The sequence below is a fragment of the Paraburkholderia sp. EG286B genome (genome assembly GCF_040965655.1).
In the GTDB taxonomy this organism is placed as follows: Bacteria; Pseudomonadota; Gammaproteobacteria; order Burkholderiales; family Burkholderiaceae; genus Paraburkholderia.
This window is the reverse complement of the sequence record NZ_JBFRCF010000009.1, coordinates 197,533-220,049: the sequence shown is the minus strand read 5'-3', so window position 1 is coordinate 220,049 and position 22,517 is coordinate 197,533. Positions and strand designations below refer to the sequence as shown.

Below are 22,517 nucleotides of genomic sequence, written 5' to 3'. Positions count from 1 at the left end.
GGGCACATTGCGCGGAGATTTTTCGACAAAGTTCAGCGCCGTCACGCGAGAGAAGAATACTTATCGCAATAGGTTGATCTTGCGTCGATCTCTGGAGAAAACCAACAGATCGAGCACGCGCCCGCGAAGACCGGGAGACGCGCTGTCCCCAAAGTGGCTGGAAACGGTTCAAGGCAGCTGTGCGCCACGGCGGGGAACGCGTGCCAGGCCGCTAGCCTCAACAGGAGACTCACAAGTAACCCGGTGGCGGGGGCGTGTCGTAGGCCGGCCGAGGTGGCGGTGCTTCGTCGCGAGTCTGAGATACAGCGGCGGCGCCCGGGACTGGCACACGCTCGCCATTTGCGTACATGCATTGAATGTACGCCTGGTCATAGCGAGTTTGAAGGCTGGTGGCGGCGCGCTGTGCTATGCCGGCGCCGATCATGCTGCCACCGAGCAAGCCCATACCTGCACCGACTGCCGCGCCACGGCGGCCGTTGAACGCGGCACCGGCGGCGGCACCAAGCGGGGTGCCGACGGCCGTACCGCCGAGCGCGCTGCTTCCTGAGGCCGATTGAGTGTTGGCGCCGCCTGTCTGCCCGGAAGCGAATTGCTGGCACATCGCGTCATCGCTGCGGAATTGTTCGAACGATTTGCCGGTGCCGGGCAGCGCCATCACTGTGGGGGCCATCGGCGTGGCAGCGCAACCGGCGAGCGCGACGATACCGGTTGCGATAGTCATGGCAACTACGACGAATAAGCTCCGTTTCGCGCTCGGAATCGGGGAAATCAAATTGTTCCTGGTCATGTCATTTCGTCCCGGCCGGTTTCGCAGGCACCTCTACCCAACCGCTCGAACATTCCTTGACGTATGGGTAATATTTCTTCGTCGCTGGGCAATACCACCACGAGCCCACCGCCGGACTTTCCTGGGCCTTTTCAACATACGCGGTCGTCGGCGATGGCTGGATCGATTGGACGACGACGGGGGATGGCGCTGCGTAGAACATCGGCGCGGGCGCGACCATGACCGGAGGCGGCACCCCTACCACTACCCCGATGCGCGTATGCGCTTGCGCACTGCCACACAAGCATGCGGCTATAGTTGTCAAAAAATGTATAACTATCCTCAATCGCACAGCAGTGTCCCTATTCAATGAAGCGGGTATAGTCGCGATCCGGCGCACAACGGCTGGCGATTCCAGACAGGAACGCGAAGGACCACTAACTTCCCGACGTACCGATGCAGCTGACGGAAGCACAGTTTTGTTCGACGTCCTACACCGGCGTCGCGTTACGCAAGACTTGACAAGACTGGAAAGGTTTGCCTATAGCGCGCTTCGACGTCCAATCAACTTTCCTGATAAATCGAACGATAGGAGGCCAGGCGCGACGCAGTCGTTGCGCCGGAAAGCGATGAATCGTATTTCACTGCGCTGGCTCTGCTGAACGCCTGCTGTCGAGCCGCCAGGCTCGCCAAAGTCACGTGCATGTCCGCAGGACTGGGCGAATAGCCATCGATGCGTTCGCAGTCCGCCTGCTGCAGTTGAACGCTGGCTTTGCGCGCCAGTTCACGCGCCAAAGGATCGTTGTTCTCTGCGGATCTGACAGTGGAAAGAGGGAGGACTGATACGACCGTGAAAACGGGCATGGATGCGTTCGCCATGGTGAACTTCCTATCTTGGGCGTCGGAGACAATGACGCGGATTATCTGGAAATGACCTCGGGAGAATCTGGGGATCTTTCTGCCTATGGTCTCGAGGAGCGTAATATTCGTATCCGCGTATTTCAAACGGCTTACATAAATTCATTGTTTCCGGGTATGCAACGTTCGTCGCCAGATAGTGCGGGAGCCGTCGTCGCTGCGCCTTGGCCGGAAAGACCTGCGCTACGCCTCGACGCCGCTCCGCAGTATTCCGGGCGTTCGCCGATACGCTCGTTGCGCCTGAAGAGCTGCCACGGGACGGCTCGCCCGCAGCCCCGCCACGCTCATTGCGGAGGCACCCCGGTGCGGTGCATGGAGCAAAATCGTTCGCAGGTTCGACAAAGGGATTATGTACGCAAACAACGTGAGCAACGACGCCCACACGCGGGACTCATTTCTGTTTTGGGCAACAACTCCCTGTCGAACCATCTGCGCACGGACCGCACCAGAAATATTCCGACGCCGCATGTGAGCAGGGCGCTGAAGATATGAGCGGGGACGATAGTGAGCGCACGCAGCCGGTCGCCGCCCAGAGCCAGGGCGCCTACTACGACAACGCAGACGGCAGCGTGAATCAGACCCGCAAGTGTCGACCGACCTTCCGGTGAATTTCCGGCTGCGGCCATTGCAGTACGTACCCGGTTCGCATGAAACAACGAAGCGCCGATGGTCAACGCGACGATCAACGCGACTAGACCGCGAGTGCAATGTGGACGAAATCGCGACAGCTATCAGTCAACGCCAGGCGCGGCCACAGGTCGTCGCCGTGTTGCCACGTCTCGTTTGCCCCGCCAGTGTTCGTCGGGTGGTCGATGAAAGAGGCAACTGCAAGACAAACATCCATAGCGGCCGCGAGTGTCGTGTGCATTTGCGCAGGACTTCGCGGCCGCGAGCAGCTTCTATCAGTTCTATTGGGGGAATTGCGGAAGCGGTGACGAGGGGGGCGTCGGCAGTTTAGGGAGCTGTGTCGGCAACTGTGATGGAAGCTGGCTCTGGGCTTGAGACGTTCCCTGCGCCAGCTGCTGCGACGAAGGCTGCTGTGACGAAAGCTGGCTCCGGGCTTGAGACGTTGCCTGCGCCAGCTGCTGCGACGAGAGCTGCTGTGACGAGGGCTGCTGCGAAGCGAGCTGCTGACACGTTACGCTTTGGGCGAATACTGACGAGCTGATAAGGACAACGAACGCTGCCAAATAAAGTTGTTTCATGGTTATCTTCTGGTTTTTGAGGAATCAAGTTAACTTCGCCGGCCTGCGAAACCGGCCACCTGAACTGTCGCGCCGCTAACTTCAAATATCCGATATCACGCTGCTGCCGGAAACGGGTTGCACTGACGAATGCTTTGCGGACGAACCTCTCACGCCCCCATATTGTTCAAACGCCTGTTGTTGAGCCTGCATCCGCGCCTTGGCGCATTCAAAGTCCATCGGATAGCCGGCGGCGGCGGTTGTTCTGTCCAGGTAGCTTGGACCCTGCTGCCGAACCGGAACGCGCACTTGTTCGCTCATTGGCGAGCCAGTGCTGTGTGCGAATGAAACAGCCGGTACGGATAGCACAGACGCGAGAACGGTACTTGGGATGAACTTTCTTGCCTTTGCCATGATGGTCTCTCCACTAGCGCGTCGGATACAAGAGAACGCGGATTTCTGAAATAACGTGCTGGCGCAGCACAGTGTCTTGCCGCCAGTTCGTTGAGCGAGAGTCTATCGAATTACTAACCACTGACAAGCAACTGCGCGGCAACGAACAGTTCCTCCGGGCGCAACGTCAGAAGCTCGCACGGACCAGCCCATCGCCGCGTTCGTTGGCAAGATGGAAACAGACAATTTCGAGCGGCGATTCAAGGTCTGCGGCGCATATACTTCCCGCCGTCACCTCATCCATCAGGTGCCGGATTCTTATTGTCCAGAGAAGGAGTACTTATGGAAAAGAAATTCATCGCGAGGATCGGTAAAGCAAGACCAGAAAGCGCTCACCAGATCGTACGGGCCGCGCTTCGCAGTGCTGCTACGGCGTCCACGCCCAACGGCGCCATTGACCTGCTTGGCGAGGCCCTGCTGCATCTGGAGCGCCTGCTCGCACTGAATAGCGAGCAGATGCACTGAACTTCATCGGTTCACGTGGCCGCCCCAGAACAGATGCAACCCTCCAGTGAGGTATCAATGAAGAAGTCACTTGCCGCGCTGCTCCTGCCGATAATGGTCCATGCCAATGCGGCTACCGATGCGTCAATCGAGACCACAGTCGTGGGCGCTCCGGCCACTGACTCGAACGGTGGTTTCATGGTACTGGCGTCGGTGGATCAGAAATGTCGCTACTACGGCGACCTTTGGGAAAGGCCGCGGGAACCCCGCGGCCTGGTTGAACAGATCAAGGCGATGCCGCGTGGCGGGAAAATATACGAATGGGTAGCTGTCGTCAGGTATTCGGCATGCGTGCAGCCGGACGGGAGGGAGTTCAGTAAACCGGTTTCACTGGTTTCACCGGCTGGCAAGCGGTTCCATATCGGAGATAGTGCGGTCCTGCGAGCGGCAACGCATGCCGCGGAAGAGGGCAGATCAGACTGTAGTTGACGACATAGCCACGAGTGATGATAACATCACATATGTGGACTGCGGGCGTGTTTCCGCTGTCGCCATGCGGTGCCCGCAAATGCGTGGTGATCAGGGCAGGGTAAAGGCAGCGCATGCGAGTCAACCCAGTTTGCGGCGCCGCTCGCGTGCCGAACAGATGCTTTAACGCCGAAAGGTCGTACCTATGATTGCCTCATCGCCAATCATTGTTCTGGGGAGCCGTCGCCTTGTCGGCCGGCGTCTTGCTATGGATCCTGCGTCCCGTCCTGATGCCGTTTCTGCTCGGTGCCATGATCGCGTACATTTTGCTTGGGCGGCTCTCGAAATTCTCCAGAGTCTCGCGATCTAATGCCTGCCGATCCTCCGCTTGCTTTAACACTTTGATATGCTTCCCAGACAAGCGCGTTAGGAATGTCATACGACTTGGTCATTGTGCTGTCCTCCTCCCGCCTACGCGGTTGACACAACACACTGCCTGGATAATTCAGCCCCTTCGCTCCGCCGCCATTACAGCGGCTTCGACACTACTACGAGCTGCTCCGCCCCTTGGTGGCGCATCGCTACTGTCGGCCTCGCCTTTCGAGCTTGTGCCTTTCGCTTTACATCGCCACCGAAGGTTCCCGCAGTTCAACGTAAGAGCCTGGATCAGACTCACGCTGCCTCTATGTCGGACACCGCCTGGCCCGTAAGCCCACCATCGCCAACACCCGTTCGCGCTCAGGTGAGGGCTTGGTGCCTGGCTGCGACGCGAAGTCCAGACGCTGCATGGCCAACTCCACGGCGTGCACATGGCCGTGAGCGAGGGAGCCGGTGACTTCGAACGCCTGGCCCAGCGGGATGAACGTCTCGCCCTGCAGCGAGCGCCGAATGATCTCGACCAGCGACTCGGGCAGATGCGAGAGGTTGCCCAGCGTCTCGTTCTTGACCTTGCCGTCCTCGCGGTAGCTACGTCGCAGCAGGTGTGTGCGGTACACCTCGCCCTTGTAGGTGCGCGACGTAGTGACGACATGAGCGGTGCCGGTTCTGGATGCCATGCACGAAGATATAGTCGAAAAATCGCATACTTCAATATATTTTAGTGACTACATTATGAAGCCAATAAAAGCGCCCAAAGGGCGCCAATATTCAGCCATCACGCGGACTTGCGGCCGCGTGATGAGTACGGGGAAGTGGGGAACTTAGGGTTGCCCTAAAAGCCAGGCGGGGGCGGCAAGGGTAGGCCGGGTGGGGGGGGCAGCGATGGCAGGGACGGAGGCGACGGAGGGGAGGGCAGGGACGGAGGGGAAGGCAGGGACGGAGGGGAAGGCAGCTTTGGCAACGCACCAACGGGCGGCTTGAGCATACTGATAACGGATTTGAGCTTCTTGGCGATGGCCTCGGTGACCGCCTTTTTCGCCTCGTCCGCGAGCGCCTCGCACACGGCACCGATGATCTCCGGCGGAGTGGCGCCGTTCGTGGTCACGCCGATATTGGCGAGATGCAGCGTAGGCAGCGGTACCGTAAGCGCGCCTCCAGGCAGGTGAATGTCAAGTGATAGCGTGCCGCCCATGACGGCAAGGTTGCGGATGATGACCTTGCGCGCGTTGCTGCCGCCCTGGATGGCGGCCGGGGTGGCGGAATAGGCTTGGGCTTTGTTCTTGATGGTCTCCAGGTTGCTGGTGTCGGTGGGACTTTGCGCCTCGTAAGTAATCTGCGGTGCGATCACTGTGGCGGAATCAACAATGACAGGGCCGCCGCCGAGAAGTGAACTGCTCTCCACATGCAAGGCGATACGGTCCACCACGACGGCGTAGGGCGAAGAGAAACCAGTGGGGTTGCCCACGGTAAGTCCATCAAGCGCGCCCACGCCGGTTAAGGGCGAGAATTCGACGCTACCCACGAGCACCTGCGTCTGGGTCGCAAGCGCGCCGTCCGTCTCGATAGTGGACTTGATGGATGGTTCGAACCGGGCGAGCAGGGTCCACAGCGCAATAGCGGCGATGGCGAGCAGGGTGGCAACGGCAAGTCCGAGGGTTTTTTGCATGGTGTTGGGTAACCCGTGAAAGGCGGTGGGCCGTCCAGACGCGCGGCATGTTCGGACGGGCCGACTCCGCAATAACTCCATCCGAACAGTGCGGGGGCTGAGTGTTGAATGCGCAGCGTAAGGGGGACTGAAGGGGCAAGCGGTTGAGCGCGACGCACGAGTCCGGCGATGGGTCGTTGCGACCGACTTTGCCAGCCGCAACGACCTCAGCTTAGGACTGCTGGAAACAGGTCACTCCGCCTGAACCTTCTTCGGCTTAGGCGGCGATTGCACCTTTGCGTACTGGAAATCAGGCGTTGCCTTCAGGGCGTCCCTGGTGGCGCCCGGCAGATATAGATTGCCGCCGCGCACGTCGAGTGCGGCGATGGGCACAGCTAGGTCATGCGTGGCGACGCCGAGGAAGCCGCCTGTAGCGATGATGGCCGCCGAGACGGAGCCGTCCGGGGCCACGATCAGATCTTTGATCGCGCCGATTTTTTCGCTTTGGTCGTTGTAGACCGATTTTCCCAGCACGCTCTTCTTGACGCTCCATCCCTGCAAAATCGCCTGGGACTGCTCAATAGTGACGCTCAGAGGCTGTGTGCCGGCGAACTGTGCGTGCGCATCGATACATGCTACAAGTGCCACTGCTACCAATACTGCCTTGTGCAAAGCCATATCGCTCACTCGATGGTTAGAATCGGTTTCTTCCACGTTCTTCGGACCCCCCGGGGGCGACGCCGGCCGAGAGCCTGTATGCCAGATCGTTGGGCGGCAGTTTATCCACTTGCTGTCGGCTTACAAGCCCCGTGGCGCCAACTCATAGTTCCCGTGTTCGCAACGTTGAGAACCAACGACGCTTGGTCGATGATCTGTAAGCGCCAGTTTGCGCCCACCTGGCTTCCGTGCTTGAGAAGGTTCACGATTGCGCCCCCAACTCATCTTGCGGACGCAAGCTTCGACCGCGTGGACAAGCAACGACTGATTGATGCCTGCTGCAACCGGGCGCATTGCTGTCTGCAGTCGTCCCGGATTCGGATAAGAAGTGCTGATCGGCGCCGTCAGGCAACGCCCGTTCGGGCCGTTCCCACCGAGCAATTTGATAGTCGCAAGTCGCCAAAACCCTCGATCAGGCGAACGGTCGCACCGTCGCCCGCATGGAAGATTCACTGGGAATAGCGGCGACGGCCTGACGGGGACGGTGCGGAATACGCTTCAATGCTATCTATCTAGGATGGCTATGTGATTTAACATAAATTAAATGATCGTTTTTCGGTTTGTAGTCCTATGTTTTTGAATCGAAGCAGCGATGACGTCGCGAGGCGATCTGGCCTCAAGGCGATTACGCTGGTGAAAGCAGTGGTCGTGAGTGTTAAGAACGCGAGCGCTGTTGGTGAATAAAGGGCCGGATCCACGTCTTTTTAAGCGGTCATGTGTCAAAGCGACAGCAATTGCCTGTCTTCGCTGCCATTACAGGGTGTGGGAGGCGGATTTCGCGGCTCAAACGACAAGAATTGGTTGGAAAACAGCGACATTAATTGGTGAACTCCACACAGTCGTCAGCAGTGTAGAGGTAGCCATAAAGCTTCCGCCTGGAAGTCGACAATGTCGGGACGACGCGGACGTACGCTCCTGTTTTAATAGGAGGGCTTGTCTCAACGGGCACATTGCGCGGAGATTTTTCGACAAAGTTCAGCGCCGTCACGCGAGAGAAGAATATCTTTATAGTAATGGAGTCTTCATTTCTGACGAAAACTTCCGCCGCTCACACAACTAATCTTGTAGTCCGATTTCAGCTAAGGGCGTATATACCCGTGCGTCTTTGCCACCGCGTGCGTGGCTCCGCTGCGTTTGAAGCGGAATAACGTGCGTGCGCCCTTGCACTCGCATTGAAAAGTAGAGGTAAGCTTCAGCAGGTCAAGCAAAAAACGTGTAATCCTTATTATTTCAGTTCTCCGTGAGCGAGACGTTTGCGCGAGCCGTGACATGCCTCCCCCGGAGGCCTTTTCTTCCGAAGCGGGCGCGGCGCGGCACCTGGCGCTTATCTGGAAAGCTTCGCCCGCATGCGCGCAACGCCGATTAGGCGCGTGGCGAGCGATCCGTCAGGCGGCGTCTCCTGCAAGGGCGCCTCTCGGAGGAAGGTGACGAGCACCTTGATCTTCTCGATCGGCATCCGTGGTGCGATGGAATTGCCAATACTGTCCGAGCCCAGCAGGAGGCCCTTACCCGGAAAGAGCTCTCCCGGGTAGAACTTCTGAATGGCCCAGAAACGCCGCTCCGCAATGGGCGTGAGGAGCCTTTCGCTGTCGACGTAGATCGCGTCCCCGTTGGGCAGCGGCACTGCATCAAACAGCGTGCATTCTATGAGTCGGGATATTTGCTCGTAGTCGCCGTTGCACCTGATCTTTCTGATCGTTGTTGCATATGGGTCGATAAGGATGGCCTTCACCGTCTGTCTCCTTTGTCCCAGGGTAGCTGGATAGCTGGAGCTTCGCTGGCCAAAAAAAGACAAAAAAACAAATGTGCCGAGGTTATCTGCGTAGCGGGAGGCCGAGACAGACCTCAACACGGGCGGTCATGCGAAACGGTGCGTGGTCCCGATGGGCTTTCCTTACATCCGACCTCTAATACGCGTGGCTTCTGCCGCATTACGAGGCCTGTGGATCGACGCGAATGCGATTTTCGTCGTGTACATGGTGGCACGGCCTGGTCGGAATTCGGTCCGCATCCGCTTCCCGCTCGTGCCGCTGGCCGCAGACAAGCGCCCCCGCGTTGACCCGCAATGGTGCGACGCGGGCCCTGCTTGCCAAGGGCAAATCGTCTTGGCGTACGATTTTCCCCAAACTCTGAATTCCAGCACAACTAGACAAAGCGCCCTGCCTCAAGGTCAGCGAACGCCTCCGCAATTTCGCTATCGGTGTTCATCACGAACGGGCCGCCGATGGCAACGGGTTCGTCGATCGGTGCACTCGAGCAAATCAGCAGCTCGGTTTTAGTATCGGCGACGATCGGAAGCGACTCCGCTTGCGACGTCGGTTGCGATTGCGAGGCCCAGGCTACATTTCCCCGTGCAACCACCTGGCGAGCCGCACCCAACTGCGCTGCCCCTTCCATCAACCAGGCAAAGCAGCGATCGCCTCCCGGTATGGGAAGGTCATAAGAAGCGCCAGCCTCCAGCGTCAAATGAATGAACGTTATAGGCCACGTCGATCCGAACGGTACGGTCTCGTCGCCCAACTTGCCCGCGTAGACCCGAGCTAGCACCCCCGGAGCTTCCACAGTTGGCGCATCGGAACAGCGAACATAGGCGTATCTGGGCTGCACCCTCTTTAGCGCGCTGGGCAGGTTCAGCCATAGCTGTAACGTATGCACACCTTCCTCGCCCGGTAGTTCACTGTGCAAAACGCCGCGGCCCGCCGTCATGAACTGAACATCCCCGGCTTTCAATACACCGTGCGCGCCGGTGTGATCTGCGTGGTGCAATTCCCCTGCAACGACATACGTAACAGTCTCCATACCGCGGTGGGGGTGGGTGGGGAAACCGCCCGGCTTCGCAAACCAGTCTTCAGCCATCAATAGGAACGGGCTGTTTGCAGTGACGTGGTATGGGTCGATGACAAGGCGTGCCACATGGTTGCGGCCACGCGCTTGCTTGGCGCCCACCGTTTCGACGCGATCGATCAACAACATGATTCACCTGTCTCCTGCCGCGGCCGTCTGCCTGATACTGGTCTCGTGCATGAGGACATCGGCTTTTGGCACTCCCAGCGTCTTGCGATACTTGGGTACGAGCATGTGCGCGGATTTGGCCATCCTGTTGAGCCATCCTGTCGTGACCAATCCGATTCCAGGCAATTGCGACGCACCCGCCCGGCTTCCTAGCGTGACGACCATCGTCGGATCGTTCGTCTTGGCCTTGTAACGCTTGAGTGCATCTGAACGCCCCTCGAGCACCGACCGGATGTTTGCTTCGGCCACTTTGACTTGACCTTGCACGTGCCAAGCCATCTTGTTCTCGGCCAAGTCCGTGATATCGCCGAGTGCAAACACGCTGCGTTGTCCGCAAACGCGTAAAGTCGGATCGACTTTGATCCGTCCTGCCGAGTCGAGCAGTTCGAGATGCCGTCCCCGCATAAACGCAGTGTTGGGCTGCCCGCCGATGCACCACAACAGCAGATCATAGGAAAGCATGCGGCCGCGGTCGGTTGTCGCTTCTCCACCGGGGGCAAACACGTCGTCGGTCGACTGACTTCCCGACAGTCGCTCGTTCACGATGACGTTGACACCGCGTTCGGCCAATACCCGTTGCGCGTGGGCGGCGAGTTCTGGCGTGGTTCCTCCGAGGATTCTCGGCCCTGCCTCCAGCACGGTTACCCGCTTGTCTGGAAACGCCTCGCTGAGCTCCCCTGCGACCTCGATCCCGATGGGGCCGCCGCCAACGATCAATACGCTCTGCGCTCGCTGCAGGCGCGCATGGAAGCGGCGATAGAAGGTCTTGCGCTCCTCGAGCGTGCCTTGCTCCGAGCGCATCAGCGGGTTGGAAAAACGGCTGCCGGTCGCCAGGACGCTAACGTCGCTTGATAAGGTCGACATGTGGCCATCCTTCTCTTGCACCTTTGCCGCATCCGTGGACCACTCGATCAGCCGTCCGCGAATGTGCCTGACTGTCGGCAGCGCTGCCGAGAACGGGATGATTGCCGCCTCGGCGAAGTTTGGCGCAACGAGGCTACGCGGCGCCGACATGGGCACTTCGAAGTAGTCGAGCGGATCCACGAGCGTAACCGGATAATCCGGGCTTAGCCGGCGAGCCAGCGACGCGCCGGCGATTCCGCCGCCGAAGATCGCAACGGTTTTTGAAGAAAGCGGCATAGAAGATCCTTCTTTTGCGAATGGGCACACGAACTCCGACCGCAAGGCGCCGCGCATGTACACTTAAAGGTTACCTTTGATAACCTGGTAAAAATACAGTACTGTTTAAGACACTACAAGAAGGCACATGTATGTTACCGACCAGGAAAATTCACTCGGGCAAGCAGCCAGCCGAGAAGCAGGTGCCACAGAATGGCAATTCCTTATCGGCGCTGACCATGCAACACGTAGGCTCTGAGGAAAGCTCGGCCTGCCAGACAGTGGGCACGGTGCTCTCGCGTATTGGCGACAAATGGAGCATGCTCGTCGTCATGCAGCTAGCGGACGGCCCTCGTCGCTTCAACGAATTGAAAAGAGCGATCGGCGGCATCTCGCAGCGCATGTTGACGCTTACTTTGCGCGGACTCGAGCGAGACGGTATGGTTATGCGCACCGTATTCCCGACCGTTCCGCCGAGGGTCGATTACTCGCTGACGGAGTTGGGTCAGTCATTGAAGGCGCCTGTAGAAGCGCTTGGCATTTGGGCGTTCGAGCATCTTCCCGCGATCGAGGAAGCGAGGCAGGCCTTTGATATTCGGCATGGACTCGATGAAAGCACTTGATGGCCGAGCCTACCGGGCATGGTGGAACCGGAACCGGCGTCAGATGGCGGTTTCACCGGCCCACGCGGCATGCCCTGTGAGCCGGTACCAGGTGTCGAGCCATTCCAGCGCTGATAAGCCTTCCTGCGCCGGTCGCCCAAATGTCTCCAGCGCCGTTTGCGGGCGCAGGAGACAGCGTATTCGCGGCCGTAGCTGCAGGTGCCGATGACGGCTAGCTCATGTACAGGCCGCCGTTTAGCGAAAAGTCTGCTCCCGTCGCGAACCCGGCTTCGTCGCTGGCAAGCCAGGAGACGATTGAGGCAATTTCAGGGGCTTCCCCGAGACGGCGGACCGGAATGCTCTGAACGATGGCATCCAGTATCTCAGGGCGCACTGCGCGAACCATGTCAGTCCCGATGTAGCCCGGAGACACTGTATTCACGGTGATCCCCTTGGTTGCGACCTCCTGAGCAAGCGACATCGTAAAACCGTGGATGCCGGCCTTGGCGGTCGAGTAATTAGTCTGGCCGAATTGCCCCTTCTGACCGTTCACGGACGAGATGTTGATAATTCTGCCCCACTTTTTGTTGACCATCTCGTCGATTACCTGCTTGGTCACGTTGAACAGGCTCGTGAGGTTAGTCGCAATGACCTCGTTCCAGTCCTCCCTGGACATCTTGCGGAACACGCCGTCCCGAGTGATGCCTGCATTGTTGACCAGCACGTCGATGTCGCCGACCTCCTTCTTCACCTTTACAAAGGCAGCCTCGGTCGACTCCCAGTCAGCGACATTGCCCTCCGACGCGATAAACGAGAAACCCCGTTCGGCTTGCTCAGCCAGCCACCGCTCTCGTCGCTGAGATTTCGGCCCGCATCCTGCGACGACAGTGAGCCCGTCCGTGTATAGACGCTGGCATATCGCCGTTCCAATTCCGCCCATGCCGCCGGTTACATAAGCAATCCGCTTCGCCATATCATTCGCTCCAGGTGGGTTACGGTGACTCCGGTAAAAAATAACGGACGTCGTTTAAGACTTGCAACGCTACGTTCTACTGAGTGATTCAGGGGGAAGCGGCTTTGTTGCGTGTGGGTCAAAACATCCGAAGGTGCTGTGCCTTAGATGTGACCGACGCCATGTGTGGAAACGGTCACGCGCACGACTTCTTCGCTCACGCGGGTGCAATCGATTTTTGCAGGGTCTTAGGTGACGATCGTTGGCTCATCTCGGATCGAGACTCTCACGTATGACTTTTAGTTATCGCGCGCTAGGGCTTTGAGGGCGCATGCTTACGCTAACCGGAATTTTTTTCAATTTCAAGTGCTACCTTCGAATTCTTATGCGGGACCTTGAGTGGCTGGAAATTATCGGCGCATGTCGCGCAATGACGTGCGTTTCTCAGACGCTTTCAACGCGTCGCGGTGAAAGTTCGGTCGCCGGCAAGTTCCTTGCCGATCTGTACGCGCACATGCGCGGGATTGGAAAGAAAAGACGGCGTGAGCCCGAAGTATCGCTTGAATGTTCTGCTCAAGTGCGCCAGATCGGCGAATCCCGTGGCATGGGCTATTTCGGTGAGTGTCGACCTTGTGGAGAAGAGTTCTGCCGCCTTGCGCATTTTCACCCATAGCAGATATTCGCGAATCGAACTTCCTGTCGCAGACGCAAAGAGATGGGCGAGGCGGCTCTCCGATAATCCGCAGAAATGAGCCAGTTGCTGCGGATTCGTGCGCACCGGAACGTGCGTCGATAGCCAGGAGGCGACCGCGTCGACGCGCGCATCGATCGGTTGCGATCTCGCGGCCAGGGGAAACAGCGTGTTCAGAATCTGCTCCGAACCGGCGCGAATCTGTTCACAGTCTTGTGGTTGACCCAGCGCTGATTCAGCAGTTCGCACCACGAAATCGTCGGCTAGTTCCGAAAGATCAACGATTTGCCTTCCTTTCAATACGTGTTTAAGCAGGTGCTGGAAAAACGCGTTCGTCAACTCCAGTTGAACACTGTAAAGCCCTCCATTGCGTGCTTCAATCGAGCGACTGACGTTGGGGGCGACAAGGAGGATCCGCCCGATGTGGCACTCCCGCGCCGTTGCGATCCGCAGCGTCTCCCCTGTAGAGACTGCCAGCACCATGACAGGGCGCGACGTCCAATTCGCCGCGAAACTCGGCGAAGTGTAAATGATGCGATCCGCCAAGATCGAAAGAGACGCAACCGGGTTGTCCATAACCAAATTCGCCGAACACGTCGTCGGCATGCGGTAAGAAGGCACGTTCTGGGTTTCCCGAAAGATTTACCTGAGGTAATTCCAGAAGATCCTTTCCGGGCCGCCGCCCGCTAGCTGAAGCCGCGTGACCAGGTCATCAGGCACTTTCTGGGGGGGGCTCAAATTCATTTGGCGCCGCAAGGGGCGAATTCTAACAGGCCGTCACAGCAAGAAAAAAACAAAGCCTCGCTCTCGAAAAAAGGGCTTCCCCTATGAGAAAGGAGCAGTTTCATTCAAGTCATTCCGCCCCACTGGCACCGATAATGTGAACGAGCCGCGAGAGACGCGACCTCGTGATCGCGACCGGAATCGTCGCTCGAAGATATCCCCCATAGCAAGAAAGATAGTAAAACTAAACCATGCATGACAACGGGCGGTTACACAGCGCGAATATGCACACGCGGACGATGTGATGCTGATGTCCGTCACCGACGCTCAGAGCCGCATTCGCTATGCCAATCCAGGTTTCATTGCCGGCAGAGGCTTCGACAAAAGCGAATTGATCGGCGAGCCCCCCAACATCGTGTGGCATCCCGACATGCCGCCCGAAGCGTTTGCCGACAAGTGGTCGACACGGCGCGCGGGAATGTCATGGAGTGCGCCGGTCAAGAACCGGCGCAAGAACGGCGTCCAATACTGAGTCCGCGCCAACGCCACCCCAGTCGTGCGCGACGGCAAGCTCGAGGGGTACATGTCGGTTCGCGCGGCCGGATCGCGACGATGTCGCACTTGCCGTCAATCGGTACTCGACCGGACGACCCAACACAACGCGGCGCTGGTCGGGCAATCGGCCGCAGCCGCAGAGAGTCTGCGAGACCGCGCTCAGCGCTTGCGTGAGGCAAATGGCTGCGTTCGTATAAACGCTGGCTGGACGCATCGCTTTCGGCCTGGCGCCGGCGCAATGCCTGGATCAATGGCCGATATCTGACCGCTCGTCTGAAAGCCGGTGCTCCGCGCCCCGCAGGCAGTTCTGGAGCGCACGCCCATTTTTCGATGCCTGCCCGCAAGAGTGCGGGCCGTCTGGCCACGCCCGGGGACCAGGCGTGGCCAGATCGAGGCTCCGCACACTCTCACCGAAAGCTCGCATGTGCCGAGATCAGAGGCGCCCGAATTAACGATGTAAACGTGAAATCATTCAATGATGAATTTGTAATTAATGAAGATCTGCACCATTGCGATGATTGCCGGGAAAGCGCTTGAGCCACATTGGTGCCGGAATTCGCAATAAGAGAGCAAATGCCTAAACATGATATTGCTCCATCAAAAAAAGTTTTCTCACCGGCATTTTTTTTTGCTATCTTCAATCCGCTTCAACAAAACTGACACATAGAGCTGCTGTCCTCAAGCGCCCGAAGGGTTCAGGCGGAAAGCAAGAGCGGACAGCTGGCCGGATCGGTGTCGGCACGAAAGGCATTGAGTTAGGACGACTATCAAATAGTCGCAAGGAAAAAAGCATTGTGGTTCCCGGAGCGGCTCGAAATTGCTGTACAGAATCGGTTTTTGTAATTCGTAGTGCTAATGTAATTTCACATCGAGTGAATTTCGGTCACGCGGACTAATGGTCACGACGTGACGAGGGTTTTCTGCGGCAGGATTGGGGCGTACTGCGCCGAGGGAGCGAAGGTGGTGATGAAAGTGCAAGTGGGAGCGGCAGCCGAAGGCGTGCGCTCGGGCGGATCAGGCCGCCCACGCGAATTCGGGCGTAGGCAGCAGAACCCTGTGCGCCGCTACGGCGGAATTGGCGCGGTAATCGTATTGCACATTGTGCTCATCTACGCGTTGGTCAATGGTCTTGCAAACAAGGTCGTGCAGGTGATTCAGCATCCGATCGAAACGAAGATCATCCAGCCCGTGGCGCCGCCGCCGCCGCCCCCGCTGCCTACCGTACAACTGCCGCCGCCGAAGTTCGCGCCTCCTCCGCCGCCTTTCGTGCCGCCTCCTGAAGTGCCGGTGCAGGCACCACCGCAGCAGTCGATCGTGCATCAGGCTGCGCCCGTGGTCAGCGCGCCTGTCACCGCACCGCCTGCGCCGCCCGCGCCGCCTGCACCCGTGCAGAAGCCGGTGAGCCACGAAGTGGGCGTCGTGTGTCCAAACTCGGATGAGATCCGTTCGTCGATCCGCTATCCGAAAGAGGCACAGGACAACGGTGTGACCGGCGACGTGCTCATCGAATTCGTGGTGGATCCGCAAGGTCACGTTACGAACGAGCGAGTGGCGCAGTCGGCCAATGACGACAGTCTGGATGCCGCTGCATTCAACGCAGTCAAGAAGTTCAACTGCATTTCGCAAGGCCAGCCGGTACGCGTGCAGGTTCCGTTCTCGTTCAGTCTCAACTGACGCTCGGGCTCCATGTATCGGGTGGCGAGTCATTACCCGGATTTTTAGATGTTCAACGGATGAATTGGAGCAGGCATGAAAAAGCGTTCCTACGCCGCACTCGCGGCAAGCATGTTGATCGCGGTAGCCACGGTCGATACCTTTGTCGCACCGCAGCTTGCCAACGCGCAGGCTAGCGCCCCGACTGCAGTCGCGTCGGCGCCCGCCACTGCGGCCATCGCCGCACCGTCACCCGCTGCGAGCGCGGACCAGCCGGCGCCGCCCCCGGCACCGGCCACCTCGGAGACGGTCACGAACCCGTACGGTCTCGGCGCGCTCTGGAAGAACGGCGACTTCGTCGCGCGCTTCGTGCTGTTGCTGCTCGTGGTGATGTCGATGGGCAGCTGGTACATCATGATCACCAAGTTCTTCGAGCAGTTCCGCGCAAACCGTCGTGCGAAGAGCGCAGACGAGCAGCTCTGGAGCGCGCCGTCGCTAGCAGAAGGCGCAAAGCAGCTCGAGGAGTCGTCGCCGTTCCGGTTCATCGCGGAAACCGCGATCGAGGCCGGCGAGCATCACGACGAGGCGCTGCTCGAGGCCGTCGATCGAAACACGTGGATCGACGTTTCGGTCGAGCGCGCCATCACCAACGTGTCGAACCGCCTGCAGGACGGCCTGGCATTCCTCGGCACCGTGGGCTCGACCGCGCCGTTCGTCGGCCTGTTCGGTACGGTGTGGGGCATCTATCACGCGCTGACGGCTATCGGTATTGCAGGTCAGGCTTCGATCGACAAGGTCGCCGGTCCGGTCGGTGAGGCGCTCATCATGACCGCCATCGGTCTGGGCGTGGCCGTGCCGGCGGTGCTCGGCTACAACTTCCTCGTGCGACGCAACAAGGCGGTGATGGAGCGTGTCCGCGGCTTCGGCGCTCAACTGCATACGGTTCTGCTGGCTGGCGGCAAGCGCGTCGCGCGCTCCGCGCCGCGCGCCGCCGTCATGGCCGACTGAGCGAGGAGTACGCCATGGCCATGAGCGTGGGAGGCGAGGGCGATGACGACGAGGTCATCTCGTCCATTAACACGACGCCGCTCGTCGATGTGATGCTGGTGTTGCTGATCATCTTTCTGATCACGATTCCCGTGGTGACGCATACGGTGCAGCTCCAGCTACCGAAGCAGACGGTGACGCCGCTGCAGACGCAACCGAAGAGCATCGAGATCGCGGTCAATCGCGATGGCGACTTCTTCTGGTACGAGCAACACGTCGATGCGCCGACGCTGCTGGCACGCCTGAAGACAGTGTCCGTACAGACGCCGCAGCCGGAAGTGCATATCCGCGGCGACCAGGCGACGCGCTATGAGGCCATCGGGCGCGTGATCACGTCGTGCGAGCGGGCGGGAATCGCGAAGGTGTCATTCATTACGGAGCCGCCGGCGCGCGGCGGTTAAGGGGCGGTTATGGGCATGAACGTATCGTCGGGCGGTGGCGGAAGCGAACCCGAAGTGATGGTGGACATCAACACCACGCCGCTGATCGACGTGATGCTGGTGTTGCTGATCATGCTGATCATCACCATTCCGATCCAGATGCACGCGGTGAAGATGAACTTGCCGGTGGGCAATCCGCCGCCGCCGGCCGTGCAGCCGGAGGTGGTGCAGATCGACATCGACTTCGATGGCACCATGACATGGAACGGCACACCGGTGCCCGACCAGGCGACGCTGGAGCACAGGTTGGCGCAGGTCGCGGCCGAACCGGAGCAGGCTGAAATTCACCTGCGTCCGAACCGGCTCGCGCCATACAAGGACGTGGCCGAAGTGATGGCCGCGGCCCAGCGCGAAGGCGCAACGAAGATCGGCTTGATCGGCAACGAACAGTACATGCAGTGAGGCATTCGAAAGCGATGAGCATTCCTTATCGATTCAAGAGGGCGGCGCTTACACTCGCGGTGAGCGGATTGTCGACGCTGGCCATGGTGCCGACAGCGGCGCGGGCGGCGGGCACGCTACGTCCCGACGTGGCGAAGCCGCTGAACGACGCGCAGAACCTGTACCGCGCGCACCACTACGAGGACGCGCTCAACAAGATTGCGCAGGCCGCGGCCGTACCGAACAAGACGTCGTACGAAACGTACATGGTCGAGGAGATGCGCGGCGCCGCCGCCATGGCGGCAGGCCAGAACGGCGTTGCCGCGCAGGCGTATGAATCGCTGCTCGCGAGCGGGCAGCTCAAGGGCGAGGACGCGCAGCGCACGACGGCGGCGCTTGCGGGCATCTACTTCCAGCAGAAGAACTATGCCCAGGCGATCAAGGTCGCGCAGCGCTACCAGAAGGCTGGCGGCAGCGATCCCCAGATGGCCACGCTGCTGGTCGAGTCCTACTACCTCTCGGGCGACTATGCCAGCGCGACGCGTCTGCTGAATGCGAGCGTCGAAGCCCAGCTGCGCGGTGGCCATACGCCGGAAGAGGCGCAACTGCAGCTGCTCGGTACCTGCGCTCAGCATGCGAACGACCAGGAAGCTTATCGCGGCGCGCTCGAAAAGCTCGTGGCTTATCACCCAAAGCAGTCATATTGGGACGACCTGCTGCACGCAATTCGCAGCAAGCCCGGCTATCTCGGCGCAGTGGATCTGGACACGTATCGCCTGCGCCGCGCGACGGGTTCGCTCTCCGGCGCCGATGACTACATGGAGATGACGCAACTGGCGATCGTTGCCGGATCTACGGCCGAAGGCAAGCAGGTCATCGATCAGGGCTTTGCGTCTGGCGTGCTGGGTCACGATGCTGGAGCCGATCGCGAACGTCGCCTGCAGGCACTAGCGGCAAAGCGCGCCAATGCCGCACCCGACCCGGCCAATCCCGTCGCACCGTTCGATGTGGCATTCAATCAGGTATATGCGGGGCAGGCGAAGCAGGGTCTTGCGACCATGGAATCGCTCATTGTGAAGGGCGGCCTTGATCACCAGGATCTAGCGCGACTGCGCCTCGGCGAGGCTTATTTGGCCTCGGGGCAGAAAGCACGAGCCATCCAGGCTTTCAATGCAGTACGGGGCAACGATGGCAGCGCTGATCTGGCGCAGCTCTGGGTGCTGGTGGCATCGAAGCAGTGAGTGTTTGAGCGAACCGCAACAACGCATCAAAGTTAGTCATTTAATTAGGTATACGTAAGAAATAAGGAATGGCGTGGCCCGGTTTGGCTCGGCAGGGGTGGACGTGACAGAAGTGAAGCAGCACGAGGCTTTTGGGGTAAGTGGTCGGCTGTAAATGGAAGAGCCCTGGGGAGGGCGAATCCAGGTAAAAAGTGGCGCGATGCGACAGCGTCGTCAAATCTAATGCGGGGGTTCACGAGACCTTGCTTCGCATAACGAAGTAGACGTGACCGACGAGAGAGAAGGGGGAACTGTGAAACAAAGGGCATTGGCGGTGGCCATTCGAAGGATAATCTGGGCTGAACTCGCGTTTTCGGCTGCGTTCGCCGTACCGGTATTTGCGCAGAGCCAGGCGGCGACTAACGGCGGTGTGGCTCTCGCGGCCGATAATGCAACCGCACCAGCGGCAACGCCGCAATCAGGCGCGAGCGCGCAGTCAGATGCTACCGGAACAGGCAGTGCGGCCGCCACGACTGGGGACAAAACAGCCGTCAAGCAGATGAAGAAGTTCGAAGTGACCGGTTCGCTGATCCGGCAATCGGACAAGACGGGCTTCCAGCAGGTGCAAACGATCACCACGAAGGACATTCAGAATAGCGGCGCGACTACCGTGGCCGACTACCTGCGCTCGGCCTCGGCCAACTCCGCCAATAGCTGGAGCGAGGGCCAGGCGGGCAACTTCTCAGCGGGCGCGTCGGGTATCGCACTGCGCGGCTTGAGCGAGAAGTACACCCTCGTGCTCGTCGACGGTCAGCGCGTTGCGCCGTTCGCCTTCTATTCGAACAGCACCGACAGCTTCTTCGACCTCAATACCATCCCGCTCAACACGATCGACCGCATCGAGATCGTGAAAACCGGCGCGGTGTCGCAATACGGCTCGGACGCCATTGCGGGTGTAGTCAACATCATCACGAAGCACGATTTCCGCGGTCTTCAGCTCGACGGCAGCTACGGCAGTTCGGTGAGCGACGGCGGCGGTAACGGCACGACGAAGTTCGGCGTTCTGGCGGGCTTCGGCGACCTCAATGCGGACCGCTTTAACGTCACCGCGTCCGCGAGCGTCTATCATTCAGCGGGCTCGACGCTGGCCGACCGCGACTCCACGGCGGCGCAGGACTTCACGAACAAGCCGGGCGGCCTCTCGCTGCTCGCGCCGTCCTATTGGCAGACGAGTCCCAACACTGCGCAGGCGTTGAGCGGGTGCCCATACGGCGGCGCGGTCCATCCAGCCGCCAGCAATTTCCTGGGCGCGGCTGCGGGCCTGGGGGGCACGGTGTGCGCCTTCAATACCGCCAACAGCATGTCGATCGCGCCGGAGACCACGCGCGCGAGCGCGAAGGTCCATGCCGACTTCAAGATCGACGACACAACCACTGCCTTCGCCGATCTGTGGGAAAGCTACAACCAGACGACCCAGAACGACGGTCTTTGGAACAACACAGTCGGCAGCCCGCAAACGCCGACGCTGGTGTACACACCGGGCGTCGGACTGACGCCGTTCAACAACGTCGTGCCGGCAAGCAATCCGTACAACCCGTACGGCGTGGCGACGCCGCTTACCTATTCGTTCCCACGTACCGTGGCAGAAGAGACGGACGCGAACTTTTGGCGGGCGTCCACGGGCATTCACGGGTCGTTCACTGTGCCGAAGTATGGCGACTGGGACTGGTCGACTGCGTATAGCCACTCGCAGAGCAACGTTTCGAACACCTACACGAACCAGCTCAACGCTGCGACGCTGAATAACATCTATCAGAACGGCACGTACGACTTCGCCAATCCGTCCGCGACGCCGAACGGCTTGAATGGCCTGTACATGAACGCGAACAACCAGGGCATCTCGAAGCTCGATACGGTTGACGCGACGCTGGCCACGCCAAACGTGTACCACCTGCCGATGGGCGATGTTGGCGTTGGCTTCGGCGCGCAGTTCCTGCACCAGAGCGAAGTCATCAACCCGGGCGCGGAGTTTTCCCAAGGCCTCGTGGCGAACCCGATGTTGCAAACCGTCAACGGCCAGCGCAACGTCGCGGCGGTGTACTACCAGTTCGATGTGCCCATCATCCACAACCTGACGTTTAGCCAGTCGGGCCGCTACGACCACTACAGCGACTTTGGTGGCGCGTTCTCCCCGCGTTTCGCCCTGCGCTATCAGCCCGTCCAGGCGCTGACGATGTACGGCTCCTATAACCGCGGCTTCCGCGCACCGACGTTCGTCGAAAACAGCACTTCGCAGACGCTAGGTATCCAGCAGTCGGCCACCGGCACGGTTTCGACGATCACCGAGGGCAATCCGAACCTGCAGCCGGAGCGCACGCGCAACATCAACCTCGGCTTCCAGACGTCGCCGACGCGCACGACCGATTTCGGCTTCGACTGGTACAAGATCCGTGTCGATCACGTCATCGGCGAGGCGGCTTCGCCGTCGCAGGTCGTTACAAATGCGCAAGGCCAGGTGGTTTATGAAGTTTTCCCGTACGAGAATCTCGGTTACCTCGACACGAACGGCTTCGAAGGCACCCTCCGTCAGTCGTTGCCGACGAAGGCGGGCACGTTCACGCTGACGGCCGACTGGGCGTACGTGAAGGACTTTACGCTGGGGCAGTCCACGGGTCCGATCAACGGTGCGGGCAACAACTACACCATCACGCAGCCGTTCGGCGGCAGCTTCCCGCGCTGGAAGGGCAATACGACGCTCGACTGGGCATATCACGGCTGGAATGCGGCGCTCACCTGGATGTTCACGGGCCCGTACGCGCAGGCGCTTTCCGTGGCGGCCCCGACGGCGGTAGCGGACAAGGTGGGCTCGTATAGCCAGTTCAACCTGATGGTCACCTACACGGGCATCAAACACTGGACGATCTACGGCGGCATCAACAACATCTTCAACCGCACGCCTCCGTTCGATCCGATCTTTGCCAGCAGCTCGCTCGACCAGACGGGCTACGACACGTCGCTGTACAACTATATCGGCCGTTTCGCGCAGATCGGGGCGACCTACAAGTTCTGAACATTCGGCGCAACGTAGTGAGCAGTGCATGAAGCAGGCGGCCCTGGCCGCCTGCCTCGGATATTTCCTGTAGTGGCGA

General features: G+C 59.7%; 21 protein-coding genes and 3 pseudogenes. 12 read left to right on the top strand and 12 right to left on the bottom strand.

Going from position 1 to position 22,517, the window contains the following annotated elements:
• Positions 1–229: 229 nt before the first annotated feature.
• The 4 genes and pseudogenes from AB4Y42_RS21200 to AB4Y42_RS21185 all read right to left on the bottom strand — a co-directional run bounded on the left by AB4Y42_RS21200 (position 230) and on the right by AB4Y42_RS21185 (position 3,282).
• Positions 230–787 carry a YMGG-like glycine zipper-containing protein gene (locus AB4Y42_RS21200; protein ID WP_368695241.1) on the bottom strand — a complete coding sequence of 186 codons (558 nt, stop codon included), beginning with the start codon at positions 785–787 and terminating at the stop codon, positions 230–232.
• 543 nt (positions 788–1,330) lie between these two features.
• Positions 1,331–1,645 carry a hypothetical protein gene (locus AB4Y42_RS21195; protein WP_368689769.1) on the bottom strand — a complete coding sequence of 105 codons (315 nt, stop codon included), beginning with the start codon at positions 1,643–1,645 and terminating at the stop codon, positions 1,331–1,333.
• Positions 1,646–2,032: 387 nt separating this feature from the next.
• A pseudogene (locus AB4Y42_RS21190) lies at positions 2,033–2,385 on the bottom strand (DUF3772 domain-containing protein); the annotation flags it as partial.
• Positions 2,386–2,970: 585 nt separating this feature from the next.
• Entirely contained in the window at positions 2,971–3,282 is a 312-nt protein-coding gene (locus tag AB4Y42_RS21185) for a hypothetical protein (RefSeq protein ID WP_368695240.1), read from the bottom strand.
• Positions 3,283–3,603: 321 nt separating this feature from the next.
• Between AB4Y42_RS21185 and AB4Y42_RS21180 the strand changes: the two genes are divergently transcribed.
• From AB4Y42_RS21180 to AB4Y42_RS21170, 3 genes and pseudogenes are all read left to right on the top strand, one after another.
• A complete protein-coding gene (locus AB4Y42_RS21180; protein ID WP_368695239.1) occupies positions 3,604–3,786 on the top strand; it encodes a hypothetical protein in 183 nt (60 codons plus the stop codon).
• Between the two features lie 57 nt (positions 3,787–3,843).
• Positions 3,844–4,254, top strand: a complete 411-nt coding sequence (locus tag AB4Y42_RS21175; protein ID WP_368695238.1) for a hypothetical protein — start codon at positions 3,844–3,846, stop codon at positions 4,252–4,254.
• Positions 4,255–4,442: 188 nt separating this feature from the next.
• Positions 4,443–4,562, top strand: a pseudogene (locus tag AB4Y42_RS21170) (AI-2E family transporter); the annotation flags it as partial.
• A gap of 354 nt (positions 4,563–4,916) precedes the next feature.
• On the opposite strand, the gene AB4Y42_RS21165 reads toward AB4Y42_RS21170, so the two are convergent.
• From AB4Y42_RS21165 to AB4Y42_RS21140, 6 genes are all read right to left on the bottom strand, one after another.
• Positions 4,917–5,288 (bottom strand): hypothetical protein, encoded by a 372-nt coding sequence (locus AB4Y42_RS21165; protein WP_368695237.1) that lies wholly within the window; start codon positions 5,286–5,288, stop codon positions 4,917–4,919.
• A gap of 155 nt (positions 5,289–5,443) precedes the next feature.
• The gene (locus AB4Y42_RS21160; RefSeq protein WP_368695236.1) at positions 5,444–6,277 is read right to left on the bottom strand and encodes a hypothetical protein; all 834 of its coding nucleotides are present in this window, start codon (positions 6,275–6,277) and stop codon (positions 5,444–5,446) included.
• 231 nt (positions 6,278–6,508) lie between these two features.
• Positions 6,509–6,934, bottom strand: coding sequence for a PRC-barrel domain-containing protein (locus AB4Y42_RS21155; RefSeq protein ID WP_368695235.1), 426 nt, complete (start codon positions 6,932–6,934; stop codon positions 6,509–6,511).
• A 1,363-nt stretch (positions 6,935–8,297) separates the two neighbouring features.
• Positions 8,298–8,705 (bottom strand): hypothetical protein, encoded by a 408-nt coding sequence (locus AB4Y42_RS21150; protein ID WP_368695234.1) that lies wholly within the window; start codon positions 8,703–8,705, stop codon positions 8,298–8,300.
• Positions 8,706–9,118: 413 nt separating this feature from the next.
• A complete protein-coding gene (locus AB4Y42_RS21145; protein ID WP_368695233.1) occupies positions 9,119–9,946 on the bottom strand; it encodes a pirin family protein in 828 nt (275 codons plus the stop codon).
• 3 nt (positions 9,947–9,949) lie between these two features.
• A complete protein-coding gene (locus AB4Y42_RS21140; RefSeq protein ID WP_368695232.1) occupies positions 9,950–11,125 on the bottom strand; it encodes an NAD(P)/FAD-dependent oxidoreductase in 1,176 nt (391 codons plus the stop codon).
• Positions 11,126–11,343: 218 nt separating this feature from the next.
• Between AB4Y42_RS21140 and AB4Y42_RS21135 the strand changes: the two genes are divergently transcribed.
• Positions 11,344–11,727: a winged helix-turn-helix transcriptional regulator gene (locus AB4Y42_RS21135; RefSeq protein WP_368695322.1), complete on the top strand. Its 384-nt coding sequence runs from the start codon at positions 11,344–11,346 to the stop codon at positions 11,725–11,727.
• A gap of 211 nt (positions 11,728–11,938) precedes the next feature.
• Here AB4Y42_RS21135 and phbB read toward each other — a convergent pair whose 3' ends face one another.
• Together phbB and AB4Y42_RS21125 are read right to left on the bottom strand one after the other, a co-directional pair.
• Positions 11,939–12,679, bottom strand: a complete 741-nt coding sequence (gene phbB, locus AB4Y42_RS21130; RefSeq protein WP_368689777.1) for an acetoacetyl-CoA reductase — start codon at positions 12,677–12,679, stop codon at positions 11,939–11,941.
• A 433-nt stretch (positions 12,680–13,112) separates the two neighbouring features.
• Positions 13,113–13,925, bottom strand: coding sequence for a helix-turn-helix transcriptional regulator (locus AB4Y42_RS21125; RefSeq protein WP_368695231.1), 813 nt, complete (start codon positions 13,923–13,925; stop codon positions 13,113–13,115).
• Positions 13,926–14,382: 457 nt separating this feature from the next.
• Here AB4Y42_RS21125 and AB4Y42_RS21120 point away from each other — a divergent pair, with 457 nt between their 5' ends.
• The 8 genes and pseudogenes from AB4Y42_RS21120 (at position 14,383) to AB4Y42_RS21085 (ending at position 22,438) form a co-directional block, all read left to right on the top strand.
• Entirely contained in the window at positions 14,383–14,604 is a 222-nt protein-coding gene (locus tag AB4Y42_RS21120) for a PAS domain S-box protein (protein WP_368695230.1), read from the top strand.
• Positions 14,605–14,703: 99 nt separating this feature from the next.
• Positions 14,704–14,892, top strand: a pseudogene (locus tag AB4Y42_RS21115) (methyl-accepting chemotaxis protein); the annotation flags it as partial.
• Positions 14,893–15,593: 701 nt separating this feature from the next.
• On the top strand, positions 15,594–16,301 hold the full coding sequence (locus AB4Y42_RS21110; RefSeq protein ID WP_368695229.1) for an energy transducer TonB: 708 nt from the start codon (positions 15,594–15,596) through the stop codon (positions 16,299–16,301).
• 75 nt (positions 16,302–16,376) lie between these two features.
• Positions 16,377–17,288, top strand: coding sequence for a MotA/TolQ/ExbB proton channel family protein (locus tag AB4Y42_RS21105; protein ID WP_368689781.1), 912 nt, complete (start codon positions 16,377–16,379; stop codon positions 17,286–17,288).
• Positions 17,289–17,302: 14 nt separating this feature from the next.
• Positions 17,303–17,728: a biopolymer transporter ExbD gene (locus AB4Y42_RS21100; protein WP_254339487.1), complete on the top strand. Its 426-nt coding sequence runs from the start codon at positions 17,303–17,305 to the stop codon at positions 17,726–17,728.
• A gap of 9 nt (positions 17,729–17,737) precedes the next feature.
• Complete coding sequence (locus AB4Y42_RS21095) at positions 17,738–18,169, top strand: ExbD/TolR family protein (protein WP_368689782.1); 432 nt, start codon at positions 17,738–17,740, stop codon at positions 18,167–18,169.
• A 14-nt stretch (positions 18,170–18,183) separates the two neighbouring features.
• On the top strand, positions 18,184–19,389 hold the full coding sequence (locus AB4Y42_RS21090; RefSeq protein ID WP_368695228.1) for a tetratricopeptide repeat protein: 1,206 nt from the start codon (positions 18,184–18,186) through the stop codon (positions 19,387–19,389).
• A 292-nt stretch (positions 19,390–19,681) separates the two neighbouring features.
• Positions 19,682–22,438, top strand: a complete 2,757-nt coding sequence (locus tag AB4Y42_RS21085) for a TonB-dependent receptor (RefSeq protein ID WP_368695321.1) — start codon at positions 19,682–19,684, stop codon at positions 22,436–22,438.
• Positions 22,439–22,517 lie beyond the last annotated feature (79 nt).

Coding starts and splice junctions, on each gene's coding strand:
- AB4Y42_RS21120 (WP_368695230.1), top strand. CDS start 14,383: ATGTCCGTCACCGACGCTCAGAGCCGCATTCGCTATGCCAATCCAGGT.
- AB4Y42_RS21110 (WP_368695229.1), top strand. CDS start 15,594: ATGAAAGTGCAAGTGGGAGCGGCAGCCGAAGGCGTGCGCTCGGGCGGA.
- AB4Y42_RS21100 (WP_254339487.1), top strand. CDS start 17,303: ATGGCCATGAGCGTGGGAGGCGAGGGCGATGACGACGAGGTCATCTCG.
- AB4Y42_RS21185 (WP_368695240.1), bottom strand. CDS start 3,282: ATGGCAAAGGCAAGAAAGTTCATCCCAAGTACCGTTCTCGCGTCTGTG.
- AB4Y42_RS21090 (WP_368695228.1), top strand. CDS start 18,184: ATGAGCATTCCTTATCGATTCAAGAGGGCGGCGCTTACACTCGCGGTG.
- AB4Y42_RS21175 (WP_368695238.1), top strand. CDS start 3,844: ATGAAGAAGTCACTTGCCGCGCTGCTCCTGCCGATAATGGTCCATGCC.
- AB4Y42_RS21145 (WP_368695233.1), bottom strand. CDS start 9,946: ATGTTGTTGATCGATCGCGTCGAAACGGTGGGCGCCAAGCAAGCGCGT.
- AB4Y42_RS21105 (WP_368689781.1), top strand. CDS start 16,377: ATGAAAAAGCGTTCCTACGCCGCACTCGCGGCAAGCATGTTGATCGCG.
- AB4Y42_RS21195 (WP_368689769.1), bottom strand. CDS start 1,645: ATGGCGAACGCATCCATGCCCGTTTTCACGGTCGTATCAGTCCTCCCT.
- AB4Y42_RS21155 (WP_368695235.1), bottom strand. CDS start 6,934: ATGGCTTTGCACAAGGCAGTATTGGTAGCAGTGGCACTTGTAGCATGT.
- AB4Y42_RS21135 (WP_368695322.1), top strand. CDS start 11,344: ATGCAACACGTAGGCTCTGAGGAAAGCTCGGCCTGCCAGACAGTGGGC.
- AB4Y42_RS21200 (WP_368695241.1), bottom strand. CDS start 787: ATGACCAGGAACAATTTGATTTCCCCGATTCCGAGCGCGAAACGGAGC.
- AB4Y42_RS21140 (WP_368695232.1), bottom strand. CDS start 11,125: ATGCCGCTTTCTTCAAAAACCGTTGCGATCTTCGGCGGCGGAATCGCC.
- AB4Y42_RS21125 (WP_368695231.1), bottom strand. CDS start 13,925: ATGGACAACCCGGTTGCGTCTCTTTCGATCTTGGCGGATCGCATCATT.
- AB4Y42_RS21160 (WP_368695236.1), bottom strand. CDS start 6,277: ATGCAAAAAACCCTCGGACTTGCCGTTGCCACCCTGCTCGCCATCGCC.
- AB4Y42_RS21180 (WP_368695239.1), top strand. CDS start 3,604: ATGGAAAAGAAATTCATCGCGAGGATCGGTAAAGCAAGACCAGAAAGC.
- phbB (WP_368689777.1), bottom strand. CDS start 12,679: ATGGCGAAGCGGATTGCTTATGTAACCGGCGGCATGGGCGGAATTGGA.
- AB4Y42_RS21095 (WP_368689782.1), top strand. CDS start 17,738: ATGGGCATGAACGTATCGTCGGGCGGTGGCGGAAGCGAACCCGAAGTG.
- AB4Y42_RS21165 (WP_368695237.1), bottom strand. CDS start 5,288: ATGGCATCCAGAACCGGCACCGCTCATGTCGTCACTACGTCGCGCACC.